The sequence below is a fragment of the Pseudomonas alkylphenolica genome (genome assembly GCF_016009175.1).
Lineage (GTDB): Bacteria > Pseudomonadota > Gammaproteobacteria > Pseudomonadales > Pseudomonadaceae > Aquipseudomonas > Aquipseudomonas alkylphenolica_B.
On record NZ_JADUCM010000040.1, the window covers coordinates 1 to 21275 of the forward strand.

Here is a 21275-nt window from a genome sequence, read left to right on the forward strand (position 1 = left end):
GACATCTCAAGCTGACGAGCGGCTTCGGTCCTGCCAACCGTCTCAGCCAATGCAACAGCTTGGGCTTTGAACTCATCGGTATAGCTACGGCGGTTAGGTGGGTACATGGCAACCTCCAAGTTAGCGAATTAAGTATCGCTTCTTGGCGTCCGTTGTCACGGGACAGAACCATGCCTACTTTTTCCAAGAAAAAAGTAGGCCGCCGTAAGGGCGGAAGGGGCCAGTAGCTGCGCCACAGGAAACGGATAAGCTCACAGCCTCAGCCTCAGCCACAAACAAAAAGCGGGGTGAACCGCTACCACAGGTCAACGCAGGACCTGAGGCGGCATGTTCACCCCGCAATAGGCTGTATCAGGCGGCAGAGCTAAGTGGCTTTACGCCTTGTGCCTTGGCCACCTGCTTGCGGCAGGCCTCACCGAAGGCTTCAAACATTTTTACCGAATCCGGGTTCTTCGCGGCTTGCCACTCCGGGTGCCATTGCACGGCAAACAGGAACGGCGACAGGCTTGGGGCATGGATCGCCTCAACCAGGCCATCTTCAGCGTAAGCCAGCGGCTCGATGCCTTTGCCGAGGTTTTTCAGGCCCTGGCCATGCAGCGAGTTGACGCGGATTTCGTCGGTCTTCAGCAGCTTGTGCAACCAGCTGCCTTGTTCCAGGCGCACGCCGTGAACAGCGCTGTACTGCACGTCGACCGGATCTTCCGGGTTTTCCCGGTGATCGTTGAAGCCGGCTTCTGCATAGACCTTCTGGTAGATGTCACCACCCAGGGCCACGTTGATTTCCTGCATGCCACGGCAGATGCCGAAGATAGGCAGGCCACGGGCGATGGCGGCTTTGACCAGCGGCATGTCGAACAGGTCGCGGTTGCGGTCCTGGCCTTTGCCTGGGGTTTCGTTTTCCTGGCCGTACAGGGCCGGGTCGATGTTGCTGCCTGCACCGGTCAGATAAACGCCATCTGCCATGTCCAGGTAGGTTTCCATGTCTTCGACACCGCAGCAGGTCGGTACCAGGACAGGTACGCAACCGGCGTGTTCAACCAGCGGCAGGATGTATTTGTGGGTCATGACCTGGTAGTCGTGGCCTTTGCGCTCTTGGGCGCCCATGGTCATCAGGACTACAGGTTTACGGAGGGTCTGTTTCTTATTGCCAATGTTGCTGTTGGGCATATGTCACCTTGGGACAGGCGCGGCCTGTCATTATTGTGCAGGCGCGCGGCTGAAACCTTTGCGCTACCTGAGGTTTCGAGCACTGCCGGAGAGGCGCAGAGGGCCGTATTTCCGGTCGAAACCTGCTATACAGCTTGCCAGAGCCGTTTAATATGTCAAACGACTTCAGATTGCGCGGGCGAAGCTTGTCATTGCTTCGCTGCAATTATGGGCGCGCAGCCCTTTGTAACCGCTGATGTCATCGATTTTGCCGGTCAATTATATTTGACGGTTATCTTCACTTACCGGCCTATACTTTCCGGATCGGCAACAGCCTGCTGTCGTTGACCGGGTCGAGACGCCTCTGATCCTCGGTCGAGCCTTCGTAGTTACCGGATGTGAGTCGTCCTCACTCAACGCTACAGAGGGTGCAGCACATGGATATTGTCAGTCTGGTGGTTCAGATCATTGCCGGCGTGGTGGGCGGCAATGCGGTGGGCATGAGTAAGCAAAGCATGGGCCCGGGCCTGAATTCGATCGTCGGCGGGATCGGCGGGGTCATACTCGGGCAGGTGGTTGCGGCCATCACCGGCCAGCCGGGTGCCGCAGCGGCTGCCGGTGGCGGGGTCGACCTGGCGGCGTTGATCAGCAGCATCATTGGCGGTGGTGCCGGCGGCGCGGTGTTGACCTTCATCATCGGCCTGATCAAGTCAAAGATGCATCCGCAGTAGACGTTTGTTTTGGTCTTGCAGGCCAATATTGCTGCCGCTTTGCGGCAGATCGCGGGCTAACGCCCACTCCCACAGTGCAGGTGTGTGCCTATGCATGGCACCTGTGGGAGCTGGCGTTAGCCTGCGATCGGGCGCAAAGCGGCCGCCAACCCTGCGCTTTCGGTGCTTCTGCTCTCAGTGCAGGATCTGCGCGAGGAAACCCTGGGCCCGCGCAGTTTGCGGGTGGTTGAAGAATGCCTCGGGGTGGGCGTCCTCGATGATCTGGCCACCATCAAGAAACAGCACCCGCTCGGCCACCTGACGGGCAAAACCCATTTCGTGGGTGACGCACAGCATGGTCATGCCGGTATCGGCGAGTTTCACCAGCACATCGAGCACTTCAGCGACCATCTCCGGGTCCAGGGCCGAGGTTGGCTCGTCAAACAGCATGATCTTCGGCTTCATGCACAGCGCACGGGCAATGGCCACCCGCTGCTGCTGGCCGCCGGACAGCTGGCTGGGGTATTTGTTGGCCTGGCTTTCAATGCCCACTTTGTTCAGATAAAACCGTGCCCGCTCTTCGGCGTCTTTACGCGACAGGCCGCGCACGCTCATCGGTGCCAAAGTGCAGTTGTCCAGCACGCTCATGTGCGGAAACAGGTTGAAGTGCTGGAACACCATGCCGATTTCGCTGCGTACCTCGCCGGCCTGGCGGGTGGTTTGCGCAAGGTCGGTGTCGTTGACGCGGATATGGCCTTTTTCGGCAATTTCCAACCGGTTGATGCAGCGGATCAGGGTGGACTTGCCCGAGCCCGAAGGCCCGCACAGCACAATGCGTTCGCCTTCGCGCACGTTCAGGTTGATATCGCGCAGTACGTGATACGCACCGTAGTGTTTGTTCAGGCCCTCAATGTTGATGACAACTTTGCGCGCGTCAGGCGGCGCAACAGGGGCAGGGGTTGCAAGGCTCAGTGAGGCGGTCATGTTGTTATTCTCCCGCTATCAATTGAAGCGTGCCGCGCTGTAGGGCGCAGGGTCGGTGAAAGGCGTTTCGCCGGTCATCATTTCCGCCAGCAGGCGGCCGCTGACCGGGCCCAGGGTGAGGCCGTGGTGGGCGTGGCCGAAGTTGAACCACAAGCCCTTGTGCTGCGCAGCCGGACCGATCACCGGGCGCATGTCCGGCAGGCACGGGCGGCGCCCCAGCCAGGGTTTGGCATCGAGGCGCTGGCCTAGTGGGAAGATCTTGCGCGCCAGGGCTTCGCAGCGCTTGAGCTGGATCTCGTTGATGGCATCGCCGCTGGCGGCGAATTCAATCCCGGTGGTCAGGCGGATGCCCTGGGCCATGGGGGCCAGCACATAACCGCCCTGGGCATCGCAGATCGAGTGCTTGAGTTCGGCACCGGCGCTGCCCTGGTAGTGCATGTGATAGCCGCGCTTGATTTCCAGCGGAATCCGGTAACCCAGCGCTTTGAACACGTCGCCGGCCTGCGGGCCAAGGGCAATGACGACCTCGGGGGCAGTGATCGGGCCCTGACGGCTGTCGACCTGCCACTCGCTGTCGATCTGGCGCAGGGTGCGTGCGTCACCATGAATGAACTGGCCACCGCGTTTGACAAACAATGCTGCGTAGCCGCGGGTCAGGCCGCCGGGGTTGGTGACGGTCTTGGGGTCGAGCCAGTGAATGCCACCGACCACGTTGTCGCTGAGGTTGCCCTCGCGCGCATGCACCTGCTGGCGGTCGAGAATCTCGTAGCTCAGACCATAAGGCTTGAGCGCGTGGGCATCGGCCTGGGCCTTGCTGAACGCCGACTCGTTGCGAAACACCTCGATCCAGCCATTGGCCTTGATCAGCTCGCCCAGCCCGGCGGCATCAACCAGGGCGTCATGTTCTTCGACACAGCGTTGCACCAGCGGCAGCATGGCGCGGGTGGCGACGCTGAGGCCGGCAGGCGAGGAGTTCTGCCAGTACTTGAACAGCCACGGGGCGATCCTGGGCAGATGAACCGGGCTGTAGCGCACGTCGGACTGGCGATTGAGCCCGTAACGCAGCAGGCTCGACAGCTCGCGAGGGAAGGCATAGGGGATCACGCTGGAACGCTCGATCAACCCGGCGTTGCCATGGCTGGTGCCGCTGCCCGGTTCATCCCGGTCGATGAGGATGACTTTGCGGCCACGGGCCTGCAGGTGAAGGGCCGTGCTGACACCGACGATGCCGGCGCCCAGAACGATGGTTTGACAGTGCATTGGAACGGTCCTCACAAACAGGCAATCAGTGCAGGTGGCGGCCCAGGCGGGCTTCTATGTGTTTGAGGCTGCGGCGCACAATCTCGACGATCAGCAGGTACAGCACGGCGGCCCACAGGTAGATCTGGAAGTCGAAGCTGCGCGAGAACGCCAGCTTGGTTACGCCCATCAGGTCGTAGATGGTCACCAGCGAAGCAATCGCGCTGGCCTTGATCATCAGGATCAGTTCATTGCCCAGCGGGCCGATGGCGACGATCATCGATTGCGGCAGGATCACCTTGAAGAACGTGGTCGAGCGTTTCAGGCTCAAGGCCTTGGCGGCCTCGTACTGGCCAGGGGCAACGGCCAGCAGTGCGCCACGAAAGATCTCCGCCTGGTAAGCCGCAGTGTTGAGGACGAAGGCGAGCAGGGTGCAGTACCAGGCTTCGCGAAAGAACCACCACAACCCCACGTCCTGCCAGAAGCCTTTGAGCGAGCCCAGGCCGTAATACAGCAAGAACAGCTGCGCCAGCAGCGGTGAGCCGCGGAAGAAGTAGATGTAGCCGGCACTCAGTCGCTGCAACAGCAGGTTGTTGGACAGCCGCGCCAGCGCCAGCAGCATGCCGAGCAGGGCGCCGAGGGTAAACGAGATGGCCACCAGCTTGCCGGTTACCAGCAGCCCGTCGATAAAGCGCGGGCCGTAGCGTTCCAGCAAGTCGGGATCAAGCACCAGCGCCAGCAGTTGATCGAAGCTCATGTCCGGGCACTCCGCAGGTGGCGACTGAAATACTGCTCGATAAACACAACAACCCGGCCCGACAGGGCGGAGAACAGCAGGTAGCCCAGGCAGGCCACGCCATAGAAGAACATCGGCTCCTTGGTCACGCTCACGGCCAGGTTGGTCTGGCGCATCAGGTCGACCAGCGAAATGGTCGACACCAGCGAAGTGTCCTTGAGCAGCGAAAGCCAGTTGTTCGATAGCCCAGGCATGGCAATGCGCACCAGTTGCGGGAAGATCACCTTGCGAAACGTGGTGGCTTTACTCAGGCCCAGGGCCTGGGAAGCCTCGTATTGACCCTTGGCCACCGTTTTGAAGGCGCCCAGCCAGATCTCGCTGGAAAACGCCGCGAACACCAGGCTGAAGGCAACCATGGCGGCGAGGAAGGTGTTGATCATCACCTCACCTTCATAGCCCATGGCAGCGAGGATCTTTTGCGCGGCGATCTGGCAGCCGTAGTAGATGATCAGCAGCGTCAGCAGCTCAGGCAGGCCACGGAACACCGTGGAAAATACGGTCGCCACGGCGCGCGGAAAACGCTTGCGCGAGCGCGCCATCAACGCCACCCCGAGGCCCAGCGGCAAGCCGATGGGCAGGCAGGCGAGGGCCAGCGAAATGGTTACCAGGGCACCGGCGAGCAGGGCCTGGCCCCAGCCGCCGCTGGCGAAAGAAAGCAGTGACAGTTGTTCGAGCATGCTCAAACCCTCTCGCGAGACAGACAACCACCCCTGTAGGAGCCGGTCTTGCCGGCGATGGCATCGACGCGGTGTCAGTCAATCCGCGGTGTCTGCATCGCTGGCAAGACCAGCTGCTACAAGTGGCCTGGGCCGGGTTTACTGGTAGATATCGAAGTCGAAGTAGCGACTGGCGATTTTCTGGTAGGTGCCGTTGGCGACGATTTCGTCCAGGGCCTTGTTCAGGCGCTCGCGCAGGGCTTCGTCTTCCTTGCGTACGGCAATCGAGGCATCTGCCTTGGTGCCATTGACGTCGCCGAGGATATGGCAGCAGTCCTTGCCGGCCTTGCCCAGCCATTCGGTCAGCGGAAATTTGTCGGCAATCACGCCATCCAGGCGCCCGGCAGCGAGGTCGGCGTTGGCTTCATCGAGGGTAGGGTAGAGTTTGACGTCGGCACCGGCCTTGCCGTAGACGTCTTCGGCGTAGATGGCCTGGGTGGAGGAGGCCTGCGCGCCGACGGTGTAGCCTTTGAAGTCGGTTTGCGCGTCGGTGATCTTGCTGTCCTTGGGCACGGCGACCGACAGCGGCGTCTTGTAGTAGTGGTTGGTGAAGGCGATCTTTTTGCGACGCTCTTCGGTGTTGATCATCGAGGCCACCACCGCGTCGTATTTCTTCGCCATCAACGCCGGAATGATGCCTTCCCAGTCCTGGGCCACCAGGGTGCACTCGACTTTCATCTGCTCGCACAGCGCCTTGCTGATGTCGACGTCAAAGCCATGCAGCTGGTTATCCGAGTCAACGTAGTTGAACGGCGGGTAAGCGCCTTCGGTGGCGATCTTCAGGGTTTCGGCCTGGGCCAGGGTTGCACCGGCGAGCAGCAGGGCGCACGCACCTGCAAAGCGGATAACGGGTTTCATGTCACACCTCGATCTGTTGTTTGCACTCTTGCTATTGTTTGCTCGCTGACGTGTAGCCAACGAATTCATTGTGTAGAGCGGCAGTTGCTTCCAAGCGTTTTTCAACATCCGGTCCGAGCTTCTTGCAGACCTCGTTGACCATCAGGTGTACCCACGACAGCATGGTCGCGGTCGACTCCCAAAACAGATTGAATTCAGTGGGGATGCGGAACACTTCATCGGCGTTGGCATCAGCCCAGTCACAAAAGGTATCGGTCACCAGGGTGACGGCTATGCCCGCTTCGCGTGCCTTGCGGCACAGGGTCAGGGCATGGCGTGAATAGCGGCGTGCCTCGAACACCACCAGGGCGCAGTCGGCCGGGTCGCTGAGCAACACGTCGCCGAAATGCCCGGCACTGCCGTCGACCACCTGCACGCCGTCGCGCAGGTATTGCAGCAAGTGGGTCATGCACAGGGCGACGCCGCGCTCGGTCTGAAAACCGGCAACAAAGACTTTGCGACGCTGGGCCAGGCGCAGGCTGACGACCTGCCAGGCGGGGGTGCGGCTGTATTCGTAAACCCGCACCAGTGCCCCGACTTCCTGTTCCAGGCTGCGTGCCAGACCGGCGGCGTCTTTGCCGTGCTGCTGGCGAAATTCTTGCAGCCGGTCACCGACCAGCCACGGGCCATCGCCGAGGTCGTCTTTGAGATCATGTTTGAGTGCCTTGAGGTGCTCGTAGCCCAGCGCCCGGCAAAACCGGCCGACACTGGACTCGCTGACGCCAATTTTCGCCGCCAGGCTGGCCGATGTTTCAAACGGCAGGTCGGTGAGGTTGGCGAGCATGTAGCTGGCGATCTTGCGCCCGGACGCCGCTGCGTTGTGCAGGCTGTTTTCCAGACGTTGCTTGATCGGTTGGCTCACGGTCATTCTCGAAGGCGGTTGCACATTGAAACAGAAAATGAATGTTTTCTGTCATCAAGTCAATATTTGACAGTTTGCTGTCACAAGAGGAAAGTTTCGCCATTGCTCATCGCTGTCGCCCACTCCAAATCCAATAAGGGAGCTTCAGATGTCCGCACGCCCCGACACTGCTGTCGCGCACATACCTTTCGCCGACCTGCAGGCCTTGTTGCAGCGCATTTTCGTCAAACATGGCACCAGTGAAGCGGTGGCCCGCTCACTGGCGTTCAACTGCGCCAGCGCCCAGCGCGACGGTGCCCACAGCCATGGCGTATTTCGCATCCCAGGCTATGTGTCGACCCTGGCCAGCGGCTGGGTTGATGGCCAGGCGGTGCCGGAAGTGGAGGATGTCGCCAGCGGCTATGTGCGTGTCGACGCCAAAGGCGGTTTCGCCCAGCCGGCCTTGGCCGCGGCCCGCGGGTTGCTGGTGGACAAGGTGCGCAGCGCCGGGATCGCGGTGCTGGCGATCCACAATTCACACCATTTCGCGGCATTGTGGCCCGATGTCGAGCCGTTCGCCGACGAAGGCCTGGTTGCGCTGAGTGTGGTTAACAGCATGACCTGCGTGGTGCCGCATGGCGCGCGCAAGCCGCTGTTTGGCACTAACCCGATTGCGTTTGCCGCGCCCTGTGCCGACAGCGACCCGATTGTGTTCGACATGGCCACCAGCGCCATTGCCCACGGCGACGTGCAGATTGCTGCGCGCAAGGGCCAGATGCTCCCGGAAGGGATGGGTGTCGACAGCCAGGGGCAACCGACCTGCGACCCACAGAAAATCCTCGAAGGCGGTGCCTTGCTGCCGTTCGGCGGGCACAAGGGCTCGGCCTTGTCGATGATGGTGGAATTGCTGGCGGCCGCGCTGACCGGTGGCAACTTTTCATTCGAGTTCGACTGGTCGCAACATCCGGGGGCGAAAACGCCGTGGACCGGACAGTTGCTTATCGTTATCGACCCGTCCAGGTCGCAGGGCAACCACTTTGCCGAGCGCAGCCATGAACTGGTGCGCCAGATGCAGGCTGTAGGCCTGACCCGCATGCCCGGTGAGCGGCGCTACCGCGAACGTGAAGCATCGTTGCGTAACGGGGTCAGTCTGACGGTTGAAGAGCTGGAGCAATTGCAGGCGTTGGCGCAGTAAGTCGGGCAGGGCGTGCATGGATGCACAGACAAGTTGCAGCCAAGGTCATTTTGCTTCGGCGCGGCTACAGGTATCCTCGCCACAGTCCTTTACGATTTGCCCAGACCCAAGGAGCTGCACGCTGTGTTCAAACATGTCGATGCCTATGCCGGCGATCCGATTCTCTCCCTGATGGAGACCTTCAAGGCCGATCCGCGCGCCAACAAGGTCAACCTGAGTATCGGCCTGTATTACGATGCCGCAGGCGTAGTGCCACAGCTGGCAGCCGTTGGCGAAGCCGAGCGACGCATCGCCGGCCAGCCGCATGAAGCTTCCCTGTACCTGCCAATGGAAGGCCTGGGCAGCTACCGCCAGGCGATCCAGGCGCTGCTGTTCGGTTCCGATCATCCCGCTGTGCAGGGCGGCCGTGTGGCCACCGTGCAAACCGTTGGCGGCTCCGGTGCACTGAAAGTCGGTGCCGACTTCCTCAAGCGCTACTTCCCCGACTCGCAGGTGTGGGTCAGCAACCCGACCTGGGACAACCACCGGGCAATTTTCGAAGGCGCGGGTTTCAAGGTGCACACCTACCCATACTTCGACCCGAACACCCGTGGCCTCGACTTCGACGGCATGCTCGCGACCTTGCAGGGCCTGCCGGCCAACAGCATCGTGCTGCTGCACCCGTGCTGCCACAACCCGACCGGTGTCGACCTGAACCAGGCGCAGTGGCAGCAGGTGATCGAGGTGGTCAAGGCGCGCAACCTGATTCCGTTCCTCGACATCGCCTACCAGGGCTTCGGCGAAGGCCTGGTCGAAGACGCCTACGCCATCCGCGAAGCCGCCCGTGCCGGCGTGCCGTGCCTGGTGAGCAACTCGTTCTCGAAAATTTTCTCGCTGTATGGCGAGCGCGTAGGCGGCCTGTCGGTAGTCTGCGACGACGCCGACACCGCGCAAAGCGTGCTCGGCCAGCTCAAGGCCACTGTCCGTCGCAACTACTCCAGCCCACCGGCATTCGGTGCCCAGCTGGTGGCCGGTGTACTGGGTGACCCGGTGCTCAACGCCCAGTGGGCGGCGGAAGTGGAACAGATGCGCCTGCGCATTCTGGAAATGCGTCAGGGCCTGGTCGACGCTTTGGCTGTATTGCTGCCGGGCAAGGACTTCCAGTTCTTCCTGAGCCAGCGCGGCATGTTCAGCTACACCGGTTTGAGCGTCGAGCAGGTGCGTCGCCTGCGTGACGAGTTCGGCGTGTACCTGATCGACAGCGGCCGGGTGTGCATGTCGGGCCTGCGCCCTGACAACCTGCAGCAAGTGGCCCAAGCCATCGCGGCCGTGCAAACCGCTGCGTAATCACACCCGTAGGAGCCAGGCTTGCCGGCGAGCCGGGCGCTGCAGTATGTCTGCTGTACTGCGCCATCGTTCTTCGCGGGCAAGCCTCGCTCCTACAGTGATTACAATGTAAAAGGTGCAACCGCTCCGTCGGGCGGGGCTTCTCAAGTGCAACCAATGCGCGCACAATCGCGCCCCTCTTTGTATGGTTGAGGGGCGGTGATGCCTCTGGGTCGCCACTCTCAGCCCTGTTGCAGTCTTGCGAGTGGAGTTGCACCCGGATGAATGAGCAGGCCCCAAGCGTTGAACAACGCTTCGATTCGACCCCAGTCGCACTAGGCAGCTGGTCCCGTCAGGACACCACCTGGATGCTGGGCCTGTTCGGCACGGCAATCGGAGCCGGTACTCTGTTTTTGCCCATCAACGCCGGCCTGGGTGGCTTCTGGCCCTTGCTGATCCTGGCGTTGCTGGCCTTCCCGATGACCTATTACGCCCACCGCGGCCTGACCCGTTTCGTCCTCTCCGGGCGTGAAGGGGCGGACATCACCGACGTGGTCGAAGAGCACTTCGGCATCCGCGCCGGTGCCTTGATCACCTTGCTGTACTTCTTCGCCATCTTCCCGATCCTGCTGATCTACAGCGTGGCCCTGACCAACACGGTCGGCAGCTTCATGGAGCACCAGCTGCACATTCAGCCGCCCCCACGGGCGGTGCTGTCCTTTGTGCTGATCCTCGGCCTGCTGGCAATCGTGCGCTGTGGTGAACAGGCCACGGTCAAGGTCATGAGCCTGCTGGTGTATCCGTTTATCGTTGCCCTGGCGTTCCTCGCGGTGTTCCTGATTCCGCACTGGAGCGGTGGCATCCTCACCACCGCCGCCGAGCTGCCATCGGGCTCGGCGTTCCTGCACACCCTGTGGCTGGCGATCCCGGTGATGGTGTTCTCCTTCAACCATTCGCCGATCATCTCGGCGTTTGCCGTTGACCAGAAGCGTCAGTACGGCGTGCATGCCGATGAGCGCAGCGGGCAGATCCTCTGCCGCGCGCACCTGCTGATGGTCGCCATGGTGATGTTCTTCGTGTTCAGCTGCGTGCTGACCCTGACCCCGGCGCAACTGGCCGAAGCCAAGGCACAGAACCTGTCGATCCTGTCGTACCTGGCCAACCACTTCAGCAACCCGACCATCGCCTTTGCTGCGCCGCTGATTGCCTTCATTGCCATTGCCAAGTCGTTCCTGGGGCACTACATCGGCGCCAGCGAAGGCCTGAAAGGCCTGATCGTGAAAACCGGCAAGCGTCCGGCGGCCAAGACCCTGGACCGCATGACCGCTGCCTTCATGCTGATAATCTGCTGGATCGTCGCCACCCTCAACCCGAGCATCCTGGGCATGATCGAGACCCTCGGTGGCCCGGTGATCGCGGCGATTCTGTTCCTGATGCCGATGTATGCCATCCGCAAGGTGCCGGCAATGCGCAAATACAGCGGGCAGATGTCCAACGTGTTCGTGGTTGCCGTTGGCCTGGTGGCGATCTCTGCGCTGGTCTATTCGCTGCTCAGCTGACCGTGTGCGGGCGCTCAAAAGCTGGATTGTCAGCTTTTGAGCGCCTGGATTGTCCACAAAAATTGTCTGGCAATAAAACAATTTGTGCGCCCCCATAGGTAGCCGGGCACTTTCATGATTAACTCTGGTCCCTTACTCAATCCACGCATAAGGAATCAGCTCATGGCTCAAGTGACTCTCAAAGGCAACCCGGTTCAGGTCAAGGGCGATCTGCCAAAAGTTGGCGCCAAGGCCCCTGCGTTTTCCCTGGTCGGTGCAGGTCTTGCTGATGTAACCCTGGCCAGCCTGGCCGGCAAGCGCAAAGTCCTCAACATCTTCCCAAGCGTCGATACCCCGACGTGCGCCACTTCGGTTCGCACGTTCAACAAGAAAGCTGCCGAGCTGAACAACACCGTCGTGCTGTGCATCTCCGCCGACCTGCCGTTTGCACAAGCCCGTTTCTGCGGCGCCGAAGGCCTGGAAAACGTCCAGAACCTGTCGACCTTGCGCGGCCGTGAATTCATCGAGAACTACGGTGTTGCCATCGCTGACGGCCCACTGGCTGGCCTGACTGCGCGCGCCGTGGTTGTTCTGGACGAAAACGACACCGTGCTGCACAGCGAGCTGGTTGGCGAAATCGCTGACGAGCCGAACTACGATGCAGCGCTGGCTGTTCTGAAGTAATGTGATCGCGAGCGTGTCTCGCATGCTGTAAGCATTTGTTGCGGCCTGGACCTTGTCCAGGCCGTTTTTATTTATGCTTCATTGTCTTAGCAACGTAAGCTCAAGGTAAATTGCCGGTAAAGCCGCTTTGCTATTTTCTCGCCAGTGCTTATCGTTCAGCCTCCTCAAAAGAATTCTTTCCAGTCCAATGGTCGATCAACCGATGCTTTCTCGTTCCCGTTCCCCTCGTCGCTGGCTTTTCGGCCTGCTGATCCTGCTGCTGGTTGCCGGCCTGTGCTGGTGGCTGTGGCCGTCTCCGGCGGCGCACAAGGCGGCCGGTGCACCTGCCGGCAAAGGCGGGCGACCGGGCTTTGGGGCCTTTGCCGGGCCGGTGCCGGTGCGCGTCGAACCTGCGACCGTGGGCGACTTCCCGGTCTACCTCAAGGCGCTGGGCACGGTAACGGCGACCAACACGGTGAATGTGCGCAGCCGCGTTGCCGGTGAACTGGTCAAGGTCAACTTCCAGGAAGGGCAGCGGGTCAAGAGCGGTGACCTGCTCGCCGAGATCGACCCGCGTACCTACCAGATCGCCCTGCAACAGGCCGAGGGTACCCTGGCGCAAAACCAGGCCCAGCTGAAAAACGCCCAGATCGACCTCGAGCGTTATAAAGGCCTGTACGCCGAAGACAGCATCGCCAAGCAGACACTGGACACCCAGGTGGCGCTGGTCGGCCAGTTCCAGGGCACCATCAAAACCAACCAGGCCGCCGTTGGCGATGCCAAGCTGAACCTCGATTTCACCCGCATTCGCGCCCCTATCAGCGGCCGCCTGGGCCTGCGTCAGCTCGACGTCGGCAACCTGGTGGCGGCCAACGACACCACGGCGCTGGTGGTGATCACCCAGACCCAACCGATCACCGTGGCCTTTACTTTGCCCGAAACCCAGCTCAATACCGTGTTGGCGCGCTACCGCAGTGGCGCGAAGCTGCCGGTCGAAGCCTGGGATCGCGGTGATCTCAAACAGCAGGCGGTCGGCGTTCTGCGCAGCCTCGACAACCAGATCGACACCACCACCGGCACCCTGAAGTTCAAGGCCTACTTTGAAAACCAGGACGAAGCGCTGTTCCCCAACCAGTTCGTCAATGTGCGCCTGCTCGCCGACACCCTGAAGGATGTGGTGCTGGCGCCGTCGGCGGCGATCCAGTTTGGTACCGATGGCTCGTTTGTCTATGTCATGGAAGGTGACAACAAGGTGCGCATCCGCAAACTGACCCTGGGCGCCAGCGACGGTGGTCACACGGTGGTCGTCGAAGGCCTGGCCAAGGGCGAGCGGGTGGTGCTGGAAGGTACCGACCGTTTGCGCGACGGCAGTGAGGTCGAAGTGGTCAATGACAGCTCGCAAGTGCCGGCAACCCCTGGCCAGCACCTGCAGGGCCAGGACAACAAGGATGCCTCCGCCGCCCCGGGTCGTAAGGACAAGGCGCGCGCATGAACCTCTCGCGGCTGTTCATTCTCCGTCCGGTAGCGACCACGCTGAGCATGCTGGCCATCGTTCTCGCCGGCCTCATCGCTTACACCTTGCTGCCGGTGGCGGCCTTGCCCCAGGTCGATTACCCGACCATCCGGGTCATGACCCTGTACCCGGGCGCCAGCCCGCAAGTGATGACCAGCGCCGTTACCGCGCCGCTGGAGCGCCAGTTCGGGCAGATGCCGGGCCTTACCCAGATGGCCTCGACCAGTTCCGGTGGCGCCTCGGTACTGACCCTGCGCTTCAGCCTCGACATGAACATGGACGTTGCCGAGCAACAGGTGCAGGCGGCGATCAACGCCGCCAGCAACCTGCTGCCAAGCGACTTGCCGGCGCCGCCGGTGTACAACAAGGTCAACCCGGCGGATACCCCGGTGCTGACCTTGGCGATTTCGTCGAAAACCATGCCGTTGCCCAAACTCAACGACCTGGTCGATACCCGGGTGGCGCAGAAAATCGCCCAGATCAGCGGCGTCGGCATGGTCAGCATTGCCGGCGGTCAGCGCCAGGCGGTACGGATCAAGGTCAACCCCGATGCACTGGCGGCAGCAGGCCTGAACCTCTCGGATGTTCGTACCCTGATCGGCGCGTCGAACGTCAACCAGCCGAAGGGCAACTTCGACGGTCCGACCCGGGTGTCGATGCTCGATGCCAACGACCAGCTGCGTTCGCCGGAGGAATACGCCAACCTGATTCTGGCTTACAACAACGGCGCGCCGCTGCGCCTCAAAGATGTTGCCGAGATCGTCGACGGTGCCGAGAACGAGCGCCTGGCGGCCTGGGCCAACCAGAATCAGGCCGTGTTGCTGAACATCCAGCGCCAGCCCGGGGCGAACGTGATTGAAGTGGTCGACCGCATCAAGGCGATGCTGCCTTCGGTCACCGACAACCTGCCGGCCGGCCTCGATGTCAGCGTTCTTACGGACCGTACCCAGACCATCCGTGCCTCGGTCAAGGATGTCCGCAACGAACTGCTGCTGGCCATCGCCCTGGTGGTGATGGTCACCTTCGTGTTCCTGCGCCGCTTCAGCGCCACCATCATTCCGTCGGTGGCGGTGCCGCTGTCGTTGATCGGTACGTTTGCGGTGATGTACCTGGCCGGCTTCTCGATCAACAACCTGACGCTGATGGCCCTGACCATCGCCACCGGTTTCGTGGTGGACGACGCCATCGTCATGCTCGAGAACATTTCCCGCCACATCGAAGAGGGCGAAACCCCGATGCAGGCAGCGCTCAAGGGCGCCCGGCAGATCGGTTTCACCCTGATCTCGCTGACCTTCTCGCTGATTGCCGTACTGATCCCGCTGTTGTTCATGGCCGATGTGGTCGGTCGCTTGTTCCGCGAGTTCGCCATTACCCTGGCGGTGGCGATCCTGATTTCCCTGGTAGTGTCCCTGACGTTGACACCGATGATGTGCGCGCGGCTGCTCAAACGTGAGCCCGCCGAACACGAACAGGGGCGGTTCTACCGTGCCAGCGGCGCCTGGATCGACTGGATGATCGCTGGCTATGGCCGCGGCCTGCAGTGGGTGCTCAAGCACCAGCCGTTGACCCTGCTGGTGGCTGTGGCGACCCTGGGGCTGACCGTGCTGTTGTACCTGGTAGTGCCCAAGGGCTTCTTCCCGGCGCAAGACACCGGGGTGATCCAGGGGATCTCCGAAGCGCCGCAGTCGGTGTCGTTTGCCGCCATGAGCGAGCGCCAGCAACAGCTCAGTGCGGTGATTCTTGAAGACCCGGCGGTGGAGAGCCTGTCGTCGTACATCGGCGTCGACGGCGACAACGCCACGCTCAACAGCGGCCGCCTGCTGATCAACCTCAAGCCCCACGGCGAGCGTGACGACACCGCCGCGCAAGTGATTGCGCGGTTGCAGCCGCAAGTCGACAAACTGGTCGGTATCCGTCTGTTCATGCAGCCGGTGCAGGACCTGAGCATCGAAGACCGGGTCAGCCGCACCCAGTACCAGTTCAGCCTGTCATCGCCGGATGCCGACCTGTTGGCGCTGTGGAGCGGCAAGCTGGTGGATGCCCTGCAGCAACGTCCGGAGCTTACCGATGTCGCCAGCGACCTGCAGGACAAAGGCCTGCAGGTGTTTCTGGTGATCGACCGCGATGCTGCCAGCCGTCTGGGCATCAACGTCTCCGAAATTACCAACGCGCTGTATGACGCCTTTGGCCAGCGGCAGATCTCGACCATCTACACCCAGGCCAGCCAGTACCGGGTGGTGCTGCAGGCCGAAGCCGCGGCAACCCTGGGGCCGCAGGTGCTTGAGCAGATCCACGTCAAGGCTGTGGATGGCGGGCAGGTGCGGCTGTCGAGCCTGGCCCGTATCGAACAGCGCCAGGCGCAACTGGCGATTGCCCATATCGGCCAGTTTCCGGCGGTGATGATGTCGTTCAACCTGGGCAAGGGCGTGGCGCTCGGTGATGCGGTCAAGGCCATTGAACAGGTGCAGGCGGAAATCGGCATGCCGGTCGGCGTGCAGACTCGCTTCCAGGGGGCGGCCGAAGCCTTCCAGGCTTCGTTGTCGAGCACCTTGTTGCTGATTCTGGCCGCCGTGGTGACCATGTACATCGTGCTCGGTGTGCTCTACGAGAGCTACATTCACCCGGTGACCATCCTCTCGACCCTGCCGTCGGCGGCGGTCGGGGCATTGCTGGCACTGATCCTGTCCGGTAATGACCTCGGCATGATCGCCATCATCGGCATCATCCTGCTGATCGGTATCGTCAAGAAGAACGCGATCATGATGATCGACTTCGCTCTCGAGGCGGAGCGCAACCAGGGCATGGCCCCGGAGGCGGCGATCTACCAGGCGGCGCTGCTGCGCTTCCGGCCGATCCTGATGACCACGCTGGCGGCCTTGTTCGGTGCCATCCCGCTGATGCTGGCCAGCGGTTCCGGTGCCGAGTTGCGCCAGCCACTGGGCCTGGTGATGGTCGGCGGGTTGCTGGTAAGCCAGGTACTGACGCTGTTCACCACGCCGGTCATCTACCTGTACTTTGACCGGCTGGCGCGGCGCATGCGCCCACAGGCTGACGCTGTGGTGCTGGAAAAGCCATGAACCTCTCCGCACCTTTTATCCGCCGCCCGGTAGCGACCATGCTCCTGAGCCTGGCGATCATGCTGCTGGGTGGCGTCAGCTTCGGCCTGTTGCCGGTGGCACCGCTGCCGCAGATCGAGTTTCCGGTGATCGTGGTCCAGGCCAACCTGGCCGGGGCCAGCCCTGAAGTCATGGCGTCGACGGTGGCCACGCCCCTTGAGCGCTCAATGGGCGCCATCGCCGGCGTTACCACCTTGACCAGCAGCTCCAGCCAGGGCTCGACCCGGGTGATTCTCGGCTTTGACCAGGGCCGCGACATCGACGCTGCGGCCCGTGAAGTGCAGGCGGCCATCAACGCCTCGCGCAACCTGTTGCCCAGTGGCATGCGCAGCATGCCCACCTACAAGAAGTTCAACCCCTCGCAGGCGCCGATCATGGTGCTGGCGCTGACTTCCAGTGTGCTGGAAAAGGGCCAGCTCTACGACCTGGCATCGACCATTCTGTCGCAAAGCCTGTCGCAGGTGCCGGGGGTAGGGGAAGTGCAGATCGGCGGCAGTTCGCTGCCCGCCGTGCGCATCGAACTCGAACCGCAGTTGCTCAACCAGTACGGCGTTGCCCTGGACGATGTGCGTGCGACGATCGCCAACGCCAACCAGCGCCGGCCCAAGGGCTTTATCGAGGATGGCCAGCGCAACTGGCAGGTGCAGGCCAACGACCAGCTGGAAAAGGCCAAGGACTACGAGCCGCTGGTGATCCGCTACCAGGACGGTGCGGTGCTGCGCCTGAGCCATGTGGCCAAGGTCACCGATGGTGTCGAGAACCGCTACAACAGCGGCTTTTTCAACAATGACCAGGCGGTACTGCTGGTGATCAACCGCCAGACCGGCGCCAACATCATCGAGACCGTGGACAAGATCAAGGAGCAGCTGCCTGCGCTTGAATCGCTGATGCCCGCCAGCGTCAAGCTGGACGTAGCCATGGACCGCTCGCCAGTGATCAAGGCGACACTCAAGGAAGCCGAGCACACCCTGGTCATCGCCGTGGTGCTGGTGGTACTGGTGGTGTTCCTGTTTTTGGGCAACCTGCGCGCCTCGCTGATTCCGACCCTGGCGGTGCCGGTGTCGCTGGTGGGCACTTTCGCTGCCATGTACCTGTGCGGCTTTTCGTTGAACAACCTGTCGTTGATGGCGTTGATTCTCGCCACCGGCCTGGTGGTGGACGATGCCATCGTCGTGCTCGAGAACATCTCCCGGCATATCGATGAAGGTGTGCCGCCGATGCGTGCAGCCTACCTGGGTTCCAAGGAAGTGGGCTTCACCCTGTTGTCGATGAACCTGTCGCTGGTGGTGGTGTTTGTCTCGATCCTGTTCATGGGGGGCATTGTCGGGTCGTTGTTCCGCGAGTTCTCCATCACCCTGGCAGTGGCGATCATCGTCTCGCTGGTGGTCTCGCTGACGCTCACGCCGATGCTCTGCGCGCGCTGGCTCAAGCCCCAGTCGCACGAAGGCCAGACCCGCCTGCAGCGCTGGAGCGAGCAGCTCAACCTGCGCATGATGAATGCCTATGGGCGCAGCCTGGACTGGGTACTGAGGCATCGCCTTCTGACGCTGATCACGTTGCTGGTGACCATCGGCGTCAATATTGCCCTGTATGTGGTGGTACCCAAGACCTTTCTGCCGCAACAGGACACCGGGCAACTGATGGGCTTTGTCCGCGGTGACGATGGCCTGTCGTTCCAGGTGATGCAGCCCAAAATGGAGATCTATCGCCAGGCCCTGCTCAAGGACCCGGCTGTCGAGAGCGTTGCCGGCTTTATCGGCGGCAACAGCGGCACCAACAACGCCATGGTGCTGGTGCGCCTCAAACCCATCAGTGAACGCAAGATGTCGGCGCAGAAAATCATCGAGCGCCTGCGCAAAGAGATGCCCAAGGTGCCCGGTGGGCGGCTGTTCCTGATGGCCGACCAGGACCTGCAGTTCGGTGGCGGCCGCGATCAGAGCACCTCGCAGTTCCTCTACAGCCTGCAAAGCAGTGAGCTGTCGGCGTTGCGCGAGTGGTACCCGAAAGTGGTCGCGGCGTTCAAGACCTTGCCGGAGCTGACCGCGATCGACGCCCGCGACGGCGGCGGTACCCAGCAAGTGACGCTGGTGGTCGACCGCGAGCAGGCCAAGCGCCTGGGCATCGACATGAGCATGGTTACCGCCGTGCTCAACAACGCCTACAGCCAGCGGCAGATCTCGACCATCTATGACAGCCTGAACCAGTACCAGGTGGTCATGGAGATCAATCCCAAGTACGCCCAGGACCCTCGCAGCCTGGAGCAGGTGCAGGTGATCACCGCGGATGGCGCCCGGGTTCCGCTGTCGACCATTGCCCACTACGAGAACAGCCTGGCAGACGACCGGGTCAGCCACGAAGGCCAGTTTGCCTCCGAGAACATCAACTTCGACATCGCCGAAGGCTACAGCCAGGACCAGGCCATGGCCGCGGTGGAGCGGGCGGTGGCCAAGGTCGGTTTGCCCGAGGATGTGATCGCCAAGCTTGGCGGTACCGGCAACGCCTTTACCGAAAGCCAGAAAGGTCAGCCGTGGATGATTCTCGGTGCCCTGCTTGCGGTGTACCTGGTGCTGGGGATCCTCTACGAGAGCTACATCCACCCGCTGACCATCCTGTCGACCTTGCCATCGGCCGGGGTAGGGGCCTTGCTCACCTTGTACTTAGTGGGCAGCGAGTTCAGCCTGATTTCGCTGCTGGGCCTGTTCTTGCTGATTGGCGTGGTGAAAAAGAACGCCATTATGATGATCGACCTGGCGCTGCAACTGGAGCGCCATGAACAACTGAGCCCGGAGCAATCGATCCGTCGGGCGTGCCTGCTGCGTCTGCGACCGATCCTGATGACTACCCTGGCGGCCATTCTCGGTGCCTTGCCGCTGCTCATCAGCAGTGCCGAGGGCGCCGAAATGCGTCAGCCGCTGGGCCTGACCATTATTGGCGGCCTGGTTTTCAGCCAGGTCCTTACGCTTTACACCACCCCGGTGGTCTACCTCTATCTGGACCGCCTGCGCCATCGCTTCAACCATTGGCGCGGCGTGCGCACCGACGCTGCTTTGGAAACCCCGCTATGACTCGACGTCCGCTTTTCTCCGACCGCACCCTGCAGCAGATGCTCGGCGCCCGCGGCTCGCGCCTGCTGGCCTCGAGCCTGTGCCTGGCAATGCTCAGCGCCTGCACCCTGAGCCCGGACTATCATCGTCCACAGGCGCCCACGCCGGCGGTGTTCAAGCACGCCGAAGGCTGGACCCAGGCCAACCCGTCGGACGCCCTCGCGCGGGGTGCCTGGTGGGAGCTGTATGGCGATGCGCAGCTCAATGGCCTGGTCGAGGAGCTCAACGCCAGCAACCAGACCGTCGCCCAGTCCGAAGCCCAATACCGCCAGGCCCAGGCTCTGGTGCGCAGCGCCCGTGGTGCACTGTTCCCCAGCATCGACCTGCGCGCGGGCAAGACCCGCTCCAGCCAGGGCACCGGCAGCTCCAGTTCGAGCCTGAGCAACAACAGCAGCGGTATTCGCGATACCTACAGCACCACCCTGGGCGTCAGCTGGGAAGCTGATCTCTGGGGCAAGTTGCGTGAAGGCCTGACCGCCAACGAGGCGAGTGCCCAGGCAAGCCTTGCGGACCTGGCGGCGATTCGCCTGAGCCTGCAGTCGGAGCTGGTGCAGAACTACCTGCAGTTACGGGTGATGGACGAGAACAAGCGCTTGCTGGAAGCCACAGTGCAGACCTACCAGCGTTCACTGACCATGACCGAAAACCAGTACCGTGCCGGGGTCTCCGGCAAGGATGCAGTGGCGCAGGCGCAAACCCAGCTGAAAAGTACCCAGGCCGACTTGGTCGACCTGATCTGGCAGCGTGCACAACTGGAGAACGCCATTGCGGTGTTGCTCGGCAAGGCCCCGGCGGACTTCGCCCTGGCGGACAGCACGAGCATTCCGGCTTTGCCGCAGATCCCGGGGGCGCTGCCGGCGCAATTGCTGGAGCGCCGCCCGGACATCGCCTCGGCCGAGCGCAAAGTCATGTCGGCCAACGCCAGCATTGGCGTGGCCAAGGCGGCTTACTTTCCTGACCTGACCCTGAGCATGAGTGGCGGCTACAGCAGCAGTAGCTTCAACGACTGGATCAGCCTGCCCAACCGCTTCTGGTCGGTGGGCCCGCAACTGGCCATGACCCTGTTCGATGGCGGGCAGCGCTCAGCCGAGGTGGACCGCACCGAAGCGGTCTACGACCAGACCGTGGCGCAGTACCGACAGACCGTACTCGACGGCTTCAAGGAAGTGGAAAACTACCTGGTGCAGCTCGACGTGTACGAAGACGAAGACCAGATTCGCCGTGAGGCACTGGAAGCCGCACGCGAGTCACTGCGCCTGACCACCAACCAGTACAAGGCCGGGTTGATCGGCTACCTGGACGTGGTCAACGTGCAGACGACCGCCCTGAGCAACGAGCGCAGTGTGCTGACGTTGTTGCAGGGACGCTTGGTGGCCAGTGTGCAGCTGATTGCGGCGCTGGGTGGCGGTTGGGATGCACAGTCGGCTTATGCAGAGGCTGCAAAAAAATAAATGTTATAAAACATGTGGTTATAACGAAAACCTAAAGTTGAGTGGCGTAATGTGAGGAAAT

The 21275-nt window shown here is 62.0% G+C and carries 16 protein-coding genes; 9 read left to right on the top strand and 7 right to left on the bottom strand.

The annotated features are described in order from the left end of the window. Positions 1–351: 351 nt before the first annotated feature. Positions 352–1167 (bottom strand): gamma-glutamyl-gamma-aminobutyrate hydrolase family protein, encoded by an 816-nt coding sequence (locus I5S59_RS23620; RefSeq protein ID WP_197878716.1) that lies wholly within the window; start codon positions 1165–1167, stop codon positions 352–354. A gap of 416 nt (positions 1168–1583) precedes the next feature. Between I5S59_RS23620 and I5S59_RS23625 the strand changes: the two genes are divergently transcribed. After that, complete coding sequence (locus I5S59_RS23625; RefSeq protein ID WP_197878717.1) at positions 1584–1877, top strand: hypothetical protein; 294 nt, start codon at positions 1584–1586, stop codon at positions 1875–1877. A gap of 174 nt (positions 1878–2051) precedes the next feature. Here the strand turns inward: I5S59_RS23625 and I5S59_RS23630 are convergent, their stop codons facing one another. The 6 genes from I5S59_RS23630 to I5S59_RS23655 form a co-directional block, all read right to left on the bottom strand. Further along, positions 2052–2840 (bottom strand): amino acid ABC transporter ATP-binding protein, encoded by a 789-nt coding sequence (locus tag I5S59_RS23630; RefSeq protein ID WP_197878718.1) that lies wholly within the window; start codon positions 2838–2840, stop codon positions 2052–2054. A gap of 18 nt (positions 2841–2858) precedes the next feature. Further along, positions 2859–4100 (bottom strand): NAD(P)/FAD-dependent oxidoreductase, encoded by a 1242-nt coding sequence (locus I5S59_RS23635; RefSeq protein WP_197878719.1) that lies wholly within the window; start codon positions 4098–4100, stop codon positions 2859–2861. A 25-nt stretch (positions 4101–4125) separates the two neighbouring features. After that, entirely contained in the window at positions 4126–4836 is a 711-nt protein-coding gene (locus tag I5S59_RS23640) for an ABC transporter permease (RefSeq protein ID WP_128326459.1), read from the bottom strand. After that, positions 4833–5552, bottom strand: a complete 720-nt coding sequence (locus I5S59_RS23645) for an ABC transporter permease (protein ID WP_197878720.1) — start codon at positions 5550–5552, stop codon at positions 4833–4835. Before I5S59_RS23645 ends, I5S59_RS23640 begins: the two co-directional genes overlap by 4 nt. 138 nt (positions 5553–5690) lie before the next feature. Continuing rightward, positions 5691–6449 (bottom strand): transporter substrate-binding domain-containing protein, encoded by a 759-nt coding sequence (locus I5S59_RS23650; protein ID WP_128326461.1) that lies wholly within the window; start codon positions 6447–6449, stop codon positions 5691–5693. A 31-nt stretch (positions 6450–6480) separates the two neighbouring features. Beyond that, complete coding sequence (locus I5S59_RS23655) at positions 6481–7350, bottom strand: MurR/RpiR family transcriptional regulator (RefSeq protein ID WP_197878721.1); 870 nt, start codon at positions 7348–7350, stop codon at positions 6481–6483. A 148-nt stretch (positions 7351–7498) separates the two neighbouring features. Here I5S59_RS23655 and I5S59_RS23660 point away from each other — a divergent pair, with 148 nt between their 5' ends. The 8 genes from I5S59_RS23660 (at position 7499) to I5S59_RS23695 (ending at position 21214) form a co-directional block, all read left to right on the top strand. Then, complete coding sequence (locus I5S59_RS23660; RefSeq protein ID WP_197878722.1) at positions 7499–8524, top strand: Ldh family oxidoreductase; 1026 nt, start codon at positions 7499–7501, stop codon at positions 8522–8524. Positions 8525–8647: 123 nt separating this feature from the next. Then, complete coding sequence (locus I5S59_RS23665) at positions 8648–9850, top strand: aromatic amino acid transaminase (RefSeq protein ID WP_197878723.1); 1203 nt, start codon at positions 8648–8650, stop codon at positions 9848–9850. A gap of 260 nt (positions 9851–10110) precedes the next feature. After that, on the top strand, positions 10111–11388 hold the full coding sequence (locus I5S59_RS23670; protein ID WP_197878724.1) for a serine/threonine transporter: 1278 nt from the start codon (positions 10111–10113) through the stop codon (positions 11386–11388). A gap of 162 nt (positions 11389–11550) precedes the next feature. Continuing rightward, positions 11551–12051, top strand: coding sequence for a thiol peroxidase (gene tpx / locus I5S59_RS23675; RefSeq protein WP_197878725.1), 501 nt, complete (start codon positions 11551–11553; stop codon positions 12049–12051). A 187-nt stretch (positions 12052–12238) separates the two neighbouring features. Beyond that, entirely contained in the window at positions 12239–13522 is a 1284-nt protein-coding gene (locus I5S59_RS23680; RefSeq protein ID WP_197878726.1) for an MdtA/MuxA family multidrug efflux RND transporter periplasmic adaptor subunit, read from the top strand. After that, positions 13519–16620 carry an MdtB/MuxB family multidrug efflux RND transporter permease subunit gene (locus I5S59_RS23685; protein ID WP_197878727.1) on the top strand — a complete coding sequence of 1034 codons (3102 nt, stop codon included), beginning with the start codon at positions 13519–13521 and terminating at the stop codon, positions 16618–16620. The genes I5S59_RS23680 and I5S59_RS23685 overlap by 4 nt, the downstream gene beginning before the upstream one ends. Next, positions 16617–19724 carry an efflux RND transporter permease subunit gene (locus I5S59_RS23690; RefSeq protein ID WP_197878728.1) on the top strand — a complete coding sequence of 1036 codons (3108 nt, stop codon included), beginning with the start codon at positions 16617–16619 and terminating at the stop codon, positions 19722–19724. Before I5S59_RS23685 ends, I5S59_RS23690 begins: the two co-directional genes overlap by 4 nt. Beyond that, positions 19721–21214 (top strand): efflux transporter outer membrane subunit, encoded by a 1494-nt coding sequence (locus I5S59_RS23695; RefSeq protein WP_197878729.1) that lies wholly within the window; start codon positions 19721–19723, stop codon positions 21212–21214. The genes I5S59_RS23690 and I5S59_RS23695 overlap by 4 nt, the downstream gene beginning before the upstream one ends. Positions 21215–21275 lie beyond the last annotated feature (61 nt).

What these genes read in the sequence shown, in the direction of transcription:
- I5S59_RS23650 (WP_128326461.1), bottom strand. Translation starts at nt 6,449, where the DNA reads ATGAAACCCGTTATCCGCTTTGCAGGTGCGTGCGCCCTGCTGCTCGCC.
- I5S59_RS23680 (WP_197878726.1), top strand. Translation starts at nt 12,239, where the DNA reads ATGGTCGATCAACCGATGCTTTCTCGTTCCCGTTCCCCTCGTCGCTGG.
- I5S59_RS23625 (WP_197878717.1), top strand. Translation starts at nt 1,584, where the DNA reads ATGGATATTGTCAGTCTGGTGGTTCAGATCATTGCCGGCGTGGTGGGC.
- I5S59_RS23690 (WP_197878728.1), top strand. Translation starts at nt 16,617, where the DNA reads ATGAACCTCTCCGCACCTTTTATCCGCCGCCCGGTAGCGACCATGCTC.
- I5S59_RS23630 (WP_197878718.1), bottom strand. Translation starts at nt 2,840, where the DNA reads ATGACCGCCTCACTGAGCCTTGCAACCCCTGCCCCTGTTGCGCCGCCT.
- I5S59_RS23635 (WP_197878719.1), bottom strand. Translation starts at nt 4,100, where the DNA reads ATGCACTGTCAAACCATCGTTCTGGGCGCCGGCATCGTCGGTGTCAGC.
- I5S59_RS23640 (WP_128326459.1), bottom strand. Translation starts at nt 4,836, where the DNA reads ATGAGCTTCGATCAACTGCTGGCGCTGGTGCTTGATCCCGACTTGCTG.
- I5S59_RS23670 (WP_197878724.1), top strand. Translation starts at nt 10,111, where the DNA reads ATGAATGAGCAGGCCCCAAGCGTTGAACAACGCTTCGATTCGACCCCA.
- I5S59_RS23695 (WP_197878729.1), top strand. Translation starts at nt 19,721, where the DNA reads ATGACTCGACGTCCGCTTTTCTCCGACCGCACCCTGCAGCAGATGCTC.
- I5S59_RS23645 (WP_197878720.1), bottom strand. Translation starts at nt 5,552, where the DNA reads ATGCTCGAACAACTGTCACTGCTTTCTTTCGCCAGCGGCGGCTGGGGC.
- I5S59_RS23660 (WP_197878722.1), top strand. Translation starts at nt 7,499, where the DNA reads ATGTCCGCACGCCCCGACACTGCTGTCGCGCACATACCTTTCGCCGAC.
- tpx (WP_197878725.1), top strand. Translation starts at nt 11,551, where the DNA reads ATGGCTCAAGTGACTCTCAAAGGCAACCCGGTTCAGGTCAAGGGCGAT.
- I5S59_RS23620 (WP_197878716.1), bottom strand. Translation starts at nt 1,167, where the DNA reads ATGCCCAACAGCAACATTGGCAATAAGAAACAGACCCTCCGTAAACCT.
- I5S59_RS23685 (WP_197878727.1), top strand. Translation starts at nt 13,519, where the DNA reads ATGAACCTCTCGCGGCTGTTCATTCTCCGTCCGGTAGCGACCACGCTG.